The 12,262-nt window shown below is 39.5% G+C and carries 10 protein-coding genes and 1 pseudogene; all 11 read right to left on the bottom strand.

From position 1 onward, the window contains the following. Positions 1 to 16: 16 nt before the first annotated feature. On the bottom strand, positions 17 to 868 hold the full coding sequence (locus IGL30_RS00285; RefSeq protein ID WP_010720452.1) for a class II fructose-bisphosphate aldolase: 852 nt from the start codon (positions 866 to 868) through the stop codon (positions 17 to 19). A 24-nt stretch (positions 869 to 892) separates the two neighbouring features. Next, a complete protein-coding gene (locus IGL30_RS00280) occupies positions 893 to 1,975 on the bottom strand; it encodes a PTS fructose transporter subunit IIC (protein ID WP_088745079.1) in 1,083 nt (360 codons plus the stop codon). A 15-nt stretch (positions 1,976 to 1,990) separates the two neighbouring features. After that, on the bottom strand, positions 1,991 to 2,305 hold the full coding sequence (locus IGL30_RS00275; RefSeq protein WP_088745080.1) for a PTS fructose transporter subunit IIB: 315 nt from the start codon (positions 2,303 to 2,305) through the stop codon (positions 1,991 to 1,993). 20 nt (positions 2,306 to 2,325) lie between these two features. Then, entirely contained in the window at positions 2,326 to 2,814 is a 489-nt protein-coding gene (locus tag IGL30_RS00270; RefSeq protein ID WP_053766556.1) for a PTS sugar transporter subunit IIA, read from the bottom strand. A 1-nt stretch (position 2,815) separates the two neighbouring features. Continuing rightward, a pseudogene (locus IGL30_RS00265) lies at positions 2,816 to 4,284 on the bottom strand (BglG family transcription antiterminator). 241 nt (positions 4,285 to 4,525) lie between these two features. Continuing rightward, entirely contained in the window at positions 4,526 to 6,502 is a 1,977-nt protein-coding gene (gene nagE / locus IGL30_RS00260; protein ID WP_160231418.1) for an N-acetylglucosamine-specific PTS transporter subunit IIBC, read from the bottom strand. 9 nt (positions 6,503 to 6,511) lie between these two features. After that, positions 6,512 to 7,348: a PRD domain-containing protein gene (locus IGL30_RS00255; RefSeq protein WP_088745082.1), complete on the bottom strand. Its 837-nt coding sequence runs from the start codon at positions 7,346 to 7,348 to the stop codon at positions 6,512 to 6,514. Positions 7,349 to 7,699: 351 nt separating this feature from the next. Continuing rightward, positions 7,700 to 8,887, bottom strand: a complete 1,188-nt coding sequence (gene tuf, locus IGL30_RS00250) for an elongation factor Tu (RefSeq protein WP_010720459.1) — start codon at positions 8,885 to 8,887, stop codon at positions 7,700 to 7,702. A 171-nt stretch (positions 8,888 to 9,058) separates the two neighbouring features. Then, positions 9,059 to 11,143: an elongation factor G gene (fusA, locus tag IGL30_RS00245; RefSeq protein WP_010720460.1), complete on the bottom strand. Its 2,085-nt coding sequence runs from the start codon at positions 11,141 to 11,143 to the stop codon at positions 9,059 to 9,061. Between the two features lie 78 nt (positions 11,144 to 11,221). Then, entirely contained in the window at positions 11,222 to 11,692 is a 471-nt protein-coding gene (gene rpsG / locus IGL30_RS00240; protein ID WP_010720461.1) for a 30S ribosomal protein S7, read from the bottom strand. A 91-nt stretch (positions 11,693 to 11,783) separates the two neighbouring features. Further along, entirely contained in the window at positions 11,784 to 12,197 is a 414-nt protein-coding gene (rpsL, locus tag IGL30_RS00235) for a 30S ribosomal protein S12 (protein WP_002294318.1), read from the bottom strand. Positions 12,198 to 12,262 lie beyond the last annotated feature (65 nt).

Here is a 12,262-nt window from a genome sequence, read left to right as displayed (position 1 = left end):
TCTATTTTCTCCATTTCTATGATTTATTGGTTGAACCTGATAGTTGAATGTATTGCTGAACTAACTCTTTTCCTGCTATGACTGTTTGTTGGATGAGAGTGGGGTATTCGATCGTTGGCTCCTGTTGTAGAAGCTGTTGGCATCTTTGTTGTTGCGCCTTCATAAAATCAGAACCAACATTAATCTTATTGATTCCTAACTCAATGGATTGGCGAATGTTGTCTTTTCCCGCTCCTGACCCCCCATGTAAAACTAACGGAAGTTGAGTCTTCTCTTTTATTTCTTGGACAATATCGAAACGAAAACGTGGTTTGTACCCTTTAGGATAATCTCCGTGACTGGAGCCATAGGAAATCGCTAAGCAGTCCACACCCGTTTCATTGATCAATCGGATTGCTTCTGCTGGGTCCGTACACATGGCATCATCTGTAAAATGGTCGCCTGTGACTGCCCCCATATTTCCTACTTCTGCTTCTACGCTCGCATCATACGTTTGGGCAAATTGAACCATCGCTCTCGTTATTTCGATATTCTGATCCAAGGGATACATCGAAGCATCCATCATGACGCTGGAAAATCCTTCTTGTAAGCACTGTTTGACAAATGCGATGTCTTGACCATGATCTAGATTAATCGCTACTTCGACTTTGGCATCCTGTGCCATACGGATGATGGGCTTCGTTAAATAATGATAATTGATGTGTTGCTTTAAGTGATCTTGCAATAAATCTATGATGATCGGCGCATGTAATTCCTCAGCAGCTTGGATCGTTGCTTTAGCTGTTTCTAGATTAAAGCAATTGATCGCCATGACAGCATAGTTTTCTTGATTTGCTTTTTTGAGCATCTCTTTCATTGACACATACATATCAAATCCTTCTCTCTACAGTTTTTAAGATAATTTAATAGAAGAAAAATCTACTTCTTCCTCTTCTTCCTCTACGACAGGGTGTTCAGCTGGCGCCTTTTTCAAAATAAACAATAGAATGCCGGTAACTGCAGAACCAATCAATAAGGCAAAGGTAAACTTTAACGGATCCGTCATTGCTGGGATAATAAAGACCCCACCAGAAGGAACTGGTGACCCAATTCCCCACGACATACTCAAACCTCCGCCAATCGCTGCACCAGCTGTACACGAAATGATCACACGAAGCGGATCAACTGCCGCTAAGGGGATAACGCCTTCCGTAATCATGCAAAGTCCCATCGGAAAAGCAATCTTAATGTTGTTTTCTTCTTCTTTTGAATATTTTGTTTGCCGAAATAACTTAGATAAAACCCATGAAATGGTGACACCGAAAGGCGGAACCATTGACGCTAACACTTTCACAGCTTCTGGTTCTTGCACACCTTCCAAAAGCATCCCATCAGCAAACAATGAGGCTACCTTATTGACTGGTCCACCAAAATCAAAGGCAGCCATCCCACCGACAATTGACCCAAAGAGGAATTTTCCAGAACCTTGTAGTCCTTGTAAAAAATCGGTCATCGCTTCTGTTGCCCAAACAATCGGCACACCTACCACGAAAAACATCAATAAACCGATACTAAGGGTCGCTAACAGTGGGATGATCATCATCGGCATCAATCCTTGTGCCCACTTAGGAACTTTGAGATATTTCACCAATAATAGGACAAAGAACCCCACCAAGTAACCGCCTAACATACCACCTAAAAAACCTACGCCAATGGCATTGGCAATTAACCCCATAAACAAACCTGGACCAATCCCTGGGCGATCGGCAATGGAATAGGCAATCGCTGCAGAAATCACTGGAGCCAATAATCCCATGCCCAAAACCCCTAGAGAAACTAAGGCATCGGGTACAGAATAAGACGCTTGATAATCATTGATGACTTGCCCACCTGTTAAATTCCCAATAGCGATCAAGAGTCCAGCGGTCACAACAACTGGTAACATGTATGAAATAGCTGTCAGTGCATGCTTTTTTAATTGTAGTTGACGAAGCATCCAATTCCTCTCCTTTTATGTTTTACTGAGTTCTTCTTCAATTTTAGTAATCAACCCTTTCGGTGCTTTAATGACCATGTTCGTAGGAATCTCAATCACTTTTTTTCCTTCGAACCGCTCCTTGCCACCAATTTTGATATCTGCTGCAATAATGACGACATCTGCCTGCTGGATCTCCTCCTTCGATAACTCGTCTTCTGTACCAATTGTTCCTTGTGTTTCGATGTGCACTTCATGTCCTAATGCTTTTGCTGCTTTTTCTAATTTTTGTTTGGCAATATACGTATGTGCAATTCCTGAAGTACAGGCTGCTACTCCGACGATCTTCATTTTTCCTTCCTCCTTTTCTTTTAGACAGTTGGTTCTTTTGCTAATAGTTCCATTAATTCTGCTTTACTAGTTGCCTGATTCATTTTTTCGATAATGGTATCTTCTGCTAATAACATTGCTACTTTTTGTAACAATTTGATATGAACGGTATTGGCATCTGTATCTTTTACTGCAAATAAGATAATGACCTTTACAGGCTGCTCATCTAATGATTCCCAAGGGATCGGGGTCTCGACTTTACCCACAACCAAAGAAGTCTGAATGACACTCGCTGATTTTCCGTGGGGAATCGCCACACCGTTTCCAATCCCTGTGATTCCTTCTTTCTCCCGTTGAAAGACATCTGATGAAAAATCATCAACATCTTTGATAATGCCGTTTTCTTTTAGTAATTCACTTAATTCGAGAATCGCTTCTTTTTTTGTTTTCGCTTTCATTTCTAAACGTATCAGTTTTTCTGTAATCACATTTGCGATACTAAATTCTGACATTACCTGTTTTGTAACCATTTCACATCTCTCCTAACATTTGCTTCACACGTTTTTCGTCTTGCTTGGTAAATACTGAGTTTACTAATATCGTGGGAATCTTCGGTGGCTCATTCAAACAAACCGTTGTTAAAATCAAATCGATCTTACTAAATTCCGCTTGGTTTTTCTGGTACTGCCGAGAAGATAAAACAGCGATAATCTCTAATTCAGGAAAGGCTTTTTTTACTTTGACTTTCAATAGTTCTGAAGTTCCAACACCACTACTACACATGATCAATACACGTTTTTTATTGGGGCTAACTCTTTGTATCTCACAAAGTATAATGTTAAAAATCCAATTTCATCTTTGGATATATGGTTTGTATGAAATTTTTTTTGGACCATTTTACTGACAAATTCTACTAATTGAAACGTTTCCTGGTACTCTAATTCAATGTCGTGCAATAAATCATTTTTGATTGTGATCTCATGTTTTAATCGATATAATAGCGGCTGAATGTGACTATACAAATCATGTCGGTTTCGTTCTTGATCAATCGCCACTCCCATGAGCCGGCTCATCGTAGCAGAAAAAAAACGGGTGATTTCTTCAGCTTCATTTGAGATATTTTGATGTTTAATCGAACCATTTTCGATCCTGGAGGAAATCAAGTATTGAAAAAGATAAAAAGTTTCACTTTCAGGGAGATTTGTATTTAAATATTGACCTAATTTGAGCATGACTTGCTTTGATAGTTGGTACAGTTCCTGGTTATAATGGATCAGCGCCTGATCTTCTTCATCTAAATCCCACGTATCTTCTTCTAAATACACGACCCCTTCACGGAAGCGTTTGACTAAGATATAAATATGAGAAAAAATATTCATTGCATATGGATAGGCAATTCGACTGACTAGTTTTTGTTCGATAAACTCAACGATCGAAGTAATAAAATTGATATCAAATGAGCTGATCATTGGGTGACTAGGAACCACTTGTTTATCTTCCAATAAATGGATACTTAATAGCATATTCACTACTTTACGAATATGTTTTTCTGTTCCTTCGATACCAATTCGGGTACCTTGTCGTTTAAGTTGGAGGTGGTTTTTCATTAAAAATAAACTGATCTTAGCCAAATCATTACTAATTACCGGATCACTCACATAATACGGATGGAACAATTCATTGATTAATAACTTCTTGGGTGCCTTAAACAACAAATTAAGCAAAATCGCATTTCTTCTTTCCAAAGGTCCTTGACTCGTTCGACTTTCATTATGCGTTGCACTCACATTTAAATATTTATCGTAGTCTAACCGAAATCCTTTGCCTGCCTCTGCCAAAATGATTTCCCCGTTTTCAGACACATCATTTATCTTTTTAATCGTACGGTAGACCGTTTTCGTAGAAACATGGGCAAATTCAGCTAACTCCTGAGCTGTAAGGGATAAGCCATGTTTAACAAAGTATTCGACCATTTCTTTCTCTCTTTTGCTTAGCTGCATTTGTTCAACCTCCTTGTTTATACTATAACGGAATTTTCTGACAACTCATTTTTTGTTCTGTCCATTACTCTGGACATTTTTAAAAGCGTTTACAAAAAATGGCAAAAAAGACAAAAAAACACCGAAGCAGGCAAAAACCTGTCTTCGGTGTTTTACATGAGACATCAGAGTACATAAAAGTGATAAATAGACGAAACGATGAAAATAAGTAACTATTGATTGGTGTCAGTAGTTTTCTTCCTTAATTACTCTTAACATGACCAATCACAGCATTTGCTTTAACTACCCCACTAGCATCCATCGTTAGCTTCGCCACTTTTTCACCATTGGTAAAAGCAACGATCAGATCTGATTGTTTGTTTGCCGATTGTAGTGCCACCAAGTCCATGGTTGCAATTAATTGACCACGTGCAACTTTTTGTCCCTCTTCAACGTAGATCGTAAAAGGCGCTCCTTTTAAGTTCACGGTATCGATCCCCATATGCAAGAGAACTTCAATTCCTGATTCCGTTTTGATACCAACTGCATGTTTCGTTGGAAAAATATCGATAATCGTACCAGCGATTGGAGCAAATACTTCGCCATTCGTTGGTAGAACCGCAAACCCGTCTCCCATCATTTTTTGTGAAAAGACATCATCTGCCACTTCTGTGATTGGCATTAGCTTCCCATTTGCTACCGCAAAAATATCTTGGTTTTGTGGATCAACGACTGTTTTGGTTGTCACAGTAGGCGTGGACTGAGCAGTTCCTTTGCTGCTACTTCCATGAATTTTTTTCATTTCATCTGCAACAAATTGGACTTCCGTTCCAACGATCACTTGAATATTTTTGGCATCAATTACTTTCAGACCTGGAACGCCAGTCGCTTTGATTTTCCCTTGATCAACTTTTGCCGTATCTTTTACATACAAGCGTAAACGTGTCGTGCAATTGTCAATGGAAACAACGTTCGCTGCACCACCTAATGCTTGATAAAGTTGATTAGCTAGCGTGGCAAATCGATTGTCACCAGTTGGCACTGTTCCTACTTCCCCATTTTCTGCAACTCCAGTATCTTCTTCACGCCCCGGCGTCATCAAATTGAATTTTTTGATGACAAATAAAAATGTAAAGTAATAAATCACACCCATCGCCAAGCCTAATACCAATAGCATTAATGGTTGATTGGCAATAGGTACACGTAAGCTTAAGAAGAAATCAATAAAGCCGGCGCTAAAATTAAAGCCCGCTGTCCAATGGAAGGTTGCTGCGATAAACATTGAAATCCCTGTTAAAGCAGCATGAACGACGTACAATGGCCAAGCGACAAACATAAATGAAAATTCTAACGGTTCAGTCACCCCTGTAAAGAAAGAAGCGAAAGCGGCAGCTAACATCAAAGATGCGGTCACTTTTTTCTTTTCTGGTCGCGCACATTGATAGATAGCAAGTGCACCAGCAGGTAACCCAAACATCATGACAGGGAAGAAACCAGCTTGGTACATACCGGTGACTCCTTTTACCCCTTCACTTGCCCAGAATTTACCGATATCATCAATTCCAGCTAAATTGAACCAAAAAACATTGTTAAGTGCATGGTGTAAACCAGTTGGAATCAGCAAACGGTTGAAGAAGCCATATAGACCAGCACCTAACGCGCCCATTCCAGAGATCAATTCACCGAAACTAACCAATGTATCATAAACTGGTGGCCAAACAAAAATCAATAAAGCAGAAATAATTGCCATTAAACCAGCTGTTACGATCGGTACTGCTCGTTTTCCACTAAAGAAAGACAACGCCATTGGCAATTTAACTCCGCTGAAGCGATTATACATCGCACCAGCGACTAAGCCTGCCAAAATTCCAATAAATACATTTTTATTATTGATTGCATCAAAAGCGATATTCACTTTTTCAATATCCACTTTAGTAAACAATGCAACAGAAGCACTATTGACTAATGTGACTGGTGCTAAAAAGGCGATCAATCCTGCCAATGCTGATGAACCATCTTTGTCCTTAGACATCCCCAATGCTAACCCAACAGCAAAAATGATTCCTAAATTATCTAAGACTGTTCCTCCAGCTTTGATCATAAAAGCGGCAAAAATGTTATTGCCACCCCAACCAGTCGGATCGATCCAATAACCAATCCCCATGAATAAAGCAGCTACTGGTAGGGTTGCTACTGGTAACATCAAGGAACGTCCCATTCGTTGTAAGTATGTTTTCATTTTGTTCTCCTATTCTGTTGTCCCTCGCAAGCGTTCGATATGAATAACTAAATAACCAAGTTCTTCGCTTGTAATAGACATTTGATATTGTTTAGTTAAAAGTACTCGAATTTTTTTTGCGACTGCATAACTTCCTGAATATTTTCGTTTGACTATCTCAATAATCACCTCGTCTAAGACCGCATACTGCTGATTGTGATACCGTTGGATCAACAACCGAAGATGGTTTGCTAAACGAGAATAATTCAGTGCCATTTGTTCGGAATGGATATCGATCCTCAGCTCTTTTTCAATCAACTGGATAATTTCCGACACGATCGTGACTTCGCGAATGCTACGATGATTACTAGTTTGTCCGCTATGACCACTATGGATATGTATCGCTATATAACCCGCTTCATCATATGTATAAGGAATAGCTAAAGTGTGATTCAAATAATCAACTGCCCATTGCGCAATACTAAATTCTTCGTGGTACAGCGCCTCGATTTCTCGCAGTAATTTATTTCGAATAACAATTCCATTACGAATATTTTCAGCAGCAAAAGCAATATGATCCGTTAACGCGATCAACACATGCTCATTCAGCTTTTTCATTAAAACTGTTTCTGCATGATCAATAATGTGTTCAGCAGCAAAAAGAAACTTTTCGTCAATTTGATTCAGCAAACTTTGTAGTTTCATTTGACTTTCTGGCTCCATCACAAACATCCGCTCAATTTCTCGATGAAAAATCAAGTCATTGCGCTTTTTATCGAATCCAACACCTTTACCAATTGCGACCTTTTCTTGTCCATCGTCATCGACTAAGACCGCATTTTGATTAAAAATCTTTTTGATTTTCATAATAATAACCCTTTTTCTGCAGAATTAAAGTTACTTCATGGACCAATCATCCTTTATCAATCTTAAGCTTGACAACAAAAAAAGCATAGAAAAATTCCACCAAAGTCTCCTTATCGACGGAATCTTCCCATGCCTAGTATGATCTAGTCACATGAAAAATAAATATGTTAACGCTTTAATTTTATCGAGGGAACGTTTTTTTGTCAACATTTTTTTCCTTTTGTCAAACAAAATGCTTTCATTTACTCAATAAAGTTTAAAATAAGCCATAAAAAAAGCCATGATGTCTAATGACACCATGACTTTTTATTGTCCGAATACAATGTTGCTTACAATTCAGTTGATCAAAGATTAAGCTTTGATTTCAGTAACGACACCGGCACCAACTGTACGTCCGCCTTCACGGATTGAGAATTTAGTACCGTTTTCGATAGCGATTGGGTGGATTAATTCAACTTCCATTGTTACGTTGTCGCCAGGCATAACCATTTCAGTTCCTTCTGGTAATTCAACAACACCTGTTACGTCAGTTGTACGGAAGTAGAATTGTGGACGGTAGTTAGTGAAGAATGGAGTATGACGTCCACCTTCTTCTTTTGTCAACACGTATACTTCTGCAGAGAATTTTGTATGAGGTGTGATTGTACCTGGTTTAGCTAAAACTTGTCCACGTTGGATGTCTTCACGTGCAACACCACGTAGTAAAGCACCAATGTTGTCTCCAGCTTCAGCGTAGTCTAATAATTTACGGAACATTTCAACACCAGTAACTGTTGTTTGAGCTGTTTCTTCTGCGATACCAACGATATCTACAACGTCACCAACGCGAACTTGTCCACGTTCAACACGACCTGTAGCAACAGTACCACGACCAGTGATTGAGAATACGTCTTCGACTGGCATCATGAATGGTTTGTCGTTGTCACGTTCTGGAGTTGGGATATATTCGTCAACTGCAGCCATCAATTCAAGGATTTTTTCTTCGTATGAAGCGTCGCCTTCTAAAGCTTTCAAAGCTGAACCAGCAACTACAGGAACATCGTCACCAGGGAATTCGTATTCTGTTAATAAGTCACGAACTTCCATTTCAACTAATTCTAGTAATTCTTCGTCGTCAACCATATCTACTTTGTTCAAGAATACAACGATGTATGGAACACCAACTTGACGAGATAATAGGATATGTTCACGAGTTTGAGGCATAGGACCATCAGCAGCAGATACTACTAAGATAGCTCCGTCCATTTGAGCAGCACCAGTGATCATGTTTTTAACGTAGTCCGCGTGTCCTGGGCAGTCAACGTGAGCGTAGTGACGAGTGTCAGTTTCGTACTCAACGTGAGCTGTTGAAATTGTGATTCCGCGTTCGCGTTCTTCTGGAGCACCATCGATTTGATCGTAAGCCATAGCTTGGCCGCCGTTTTTCTTAGATAGTACAGTTGTGATTGCTGCTGTTAAAGTTGTTTTACCGTGGTCAACGTGTCCGATTGTACCAATGTTAACGTGTGGTTTAGAACGGTCAAATTTTTCTTTTGCCATTTTAAAATGTCCTCCTAAAAATACAATATATTTTTTATTTGTCTGATAGGTATGTGATAAACCAAAAGTCTATCACATGCCCATATCATCGATAATTATTTTACACGAAACTATATTAAAAATACAGTCTCTTTAGATAATCTGTCAAACAGACAATCTTGTTTTAAGAAATTATTCAGCTTTACCGCCGTTTTTCTTAATGATTTCTTCTTGGACTGACTTAGGAACATCTTCATAGTGGTCAAATACCATCATAAATGTACCGCGTCCTTGAGTTGCTGAACGCAATGTTGTTGCGTAACCGAACATTTCAGCCAATGGAACAATCGCATTAACGATTTGTGAGTTACCATGTGCTTCCATACCTTCAACGCGACCGCGTCGGCTAGTTACGTGTCCCATGATATCACCTAAGTAATCTTCTGGAACAGTAATCGTTACTTTCATCATTGGTTCTAAAATAACAGGACGTGCGTGTTTTGCAGCAGCTCTTAAAGCCATAGATGCAGCAACACGGAAGGCTGTTTCATTTGAATCGACGTCATGGTATGAACCATCGTAAAGTTTTGCTTTGATATCCACTAATGGATAGCCAGCAAGAACACCGTTATTCATAGATTCTTCTAGTCCTTTTTCAACAGCAGGGATGTATTCACGAGGAACGACCCCACCGACGATTGCATTTTCAAATTCGAAGCCTTTACCTTCTTCGTTTGGTGTAAATTCAACCCATACGTGACCGTATTGACCTTTACCACCAGACTGACGTACGAATTTACCTTCAGCTTTTGTTGCTTCACGGAATGTTTCACGGTATGAAACTTGTGGAGCACCAACGTTTGCTTCAACTTTAAATTCACGTTTCATACGGTCTACTAAAACGTCTAAGTGCAACTCACCCATACCTGAGATAACAGTTTCACCAGTTTCAACGTTTGTTTCAACTCGGAATGAAGGATCTTCTTCAGCAAGTTTTTGCAACGCAACACCCATTTTATCTTGGTCTGCTTTTGATTTAGGTTCAACAGCAACTTGGATAACTGGGTCAGGGAATTCGATTGACTCAAGAATAACCGGTGAGTCTAATGCACATAATGTATCCCCAGTTGTTGTATCTTTCAATCCAACAGCAGCGGCGATATCACCTGAGTACACTTTATCAATTTCTTGACGAGTGTTGGCGTGCATTTGTAGAATACGTCCGATACGTTCTTTTTTGCCTTTAGAAGCGTTCAATACATATGAACCACTTTCAAGGACACCAGAATAAACACGGAAGAAAGTTAGACGACCTACGAATGGGTCAGTCATTACTTTAAACGCTAATGAAGCAAAAGGAGCTTCATCGTCAGCTGGACGTGTTGTTTCTTCGTCTGTTTTTGTATCGATCCCTTTGATTGCTTCGATATCAACTGGAGAAGGCAAGTAATCAAGAACGGCATCCAACATTAATTGAACCCCTTTGTTCTTGAACGCTGAACCAGCTAATACAGGGAAGAATTCAACATTAATTGTTGCACGGCGGATACCAGCAATCAATTCTTCTTGTGTGATTTCTTCACCTTCAAGATATTTCATCATTAGTTCTTCGTCTGTTTCAGCAACAGCTTCGACTAATTTTTCGCGCCATTCTTGAGCTTGTTCTAAATATTCTTCAGGAATTTCAGTTTCTTGAATATCTGTTCCTAAGTCATTTGTATAGATTTCAGCTTTCATTTTAACCAAGTCGATGATACCAGTGAAATTTTCTTCAGCACCGATTGGCAATTGAATTGGATGCGCGTTTGCTTGCAAACGATCATGCAATGATTTTACTGAGTACAAGAAGTCCGCACCGATTTTATCCATTTTGTTACAGAATACGATACGAGGCACTCGGTACTCAGTTGCTTGACGCCAAACTGTTTCAGTTTGAGGTTCAACACCTGACTGTGAGTCAAGTACAGTTACCGCACCATCTAATACACGTAGAGAACGTTGAACTTCAATTGTGAAGTCTACGTGTCCTGGTGTGTCGATGATGTTTACACGGTAACCTTTCCACTGCGCTGTAGTCGCAGCAGATGTAATTGTGATACCACGTTCTTGTTCTTGTTCCATCCAGTCCATTTGTGAAGCTCCTTCGTGGGTTTCACCAATTTTATGGATTTTACCAGTATAGTACAAGATACGCTCTGTTGTTGTAGTTTTACCTGCATCAACGTGAGCCATGATACCAATATTACGAGTTTTTTCTAGCGAAAATTCTCTTGCCATTTTCTTACTCCTCTCTTTATTTAAATCGATTGTAAATTGACTTTCTGCTGTCGTTTAACCCAACAGGCAGAGAGGATCTTACCAACGATAATGAGCAAATGCACGGTTGGCATCAGCCATTTTATGAGTGTCTTCACGTTTTTTAACAGAAGCACCAGTGTTGTTTGCAGCATCCATGATTTCTTTTGCTAAGCGTTCTTCCATTGTGTGTTCACCGCGCAAGCGAGCGTAGTTTACTACCCAACGAAGAGCTAAAGTTGTACGACGTTCAGGGCGAACTTCAACTGGTACTTGATAGTTTGAACCCCCAACACGACGTGCTTTAACTTCAAGAACAGGCATAACATTTTTCATAGCTTGTTCAAACACTTCTAATGGATCATTACCTGTAGATTCTTTAATCAAATCAAAGGCGTTATAAATAATACTAGCTGCAACACCGCGTTTTCCGTCAACCATTACACGGTTGATCAAGCGAGTTACTAATTTTGAGTTATAAATAGGATCTGGTAAAACATCACGTTTTGCAACAGGACCTTTACGTGGCATCCGTAACTCCTCCTTCCGAAATATTCTTCATAGTAATTGCCTTACTCTCTTGACATAGTAAGAACAAGTTTCATTTGTTTAATAATTAAAATTAAGCTTTAGGTTTTTTAGTACCGTATTTAGAACGGCTTTGTTTACGGTCGTTTACACCAGCTGTATCAAGTGCACCACGAACGATATGGTAACGTACCCCTGGTAAGTCTTTTACACGTCCACCACGTAGTAATACTACGCTATGTTCTTGTAAGTTGTGACCAATCCCTGGGATATAAGCAGTAACTTCAATTAAGTTTGACAAACGAACACGAGCATATTTACGTAAAGCTGAGTTCGGTTTTTTAGGTGTCATTGTACCCACACGTGTTGCTACCCCACGTTTTTGAGGAGAGTTCACGTTTGTTTGAGTTTTCTTAAAGCTGTTATATCCTTTGTTCAAAGCAGGTGAATTAGATTTTTCCACCTTTGATTTACGAGGTTTACGTACTAATTGGTTAATTGTAGGCATTCCTTGTTTCCTCCTTCCCACGATTCGCGTCTAGTTCCACACATCCAGGTGGTTCTTTTTTTGCG

This window comes from Enterococcus sp. DIV1089c (assembly GCF_050530965.1).
In the GTDB taxonomy this organism is placed as follows: Bacteria; Bacillota; Bacilli; order Lactobacillales; family Enterococcaceae; genus Enterococcus_B; species Enterococcus_B hirae.
The sequence above is the reverse complement of the archived record's forward strand: the minus strand, read 5'-3'. Positions and strand labels throughout refer to the sequence as shown.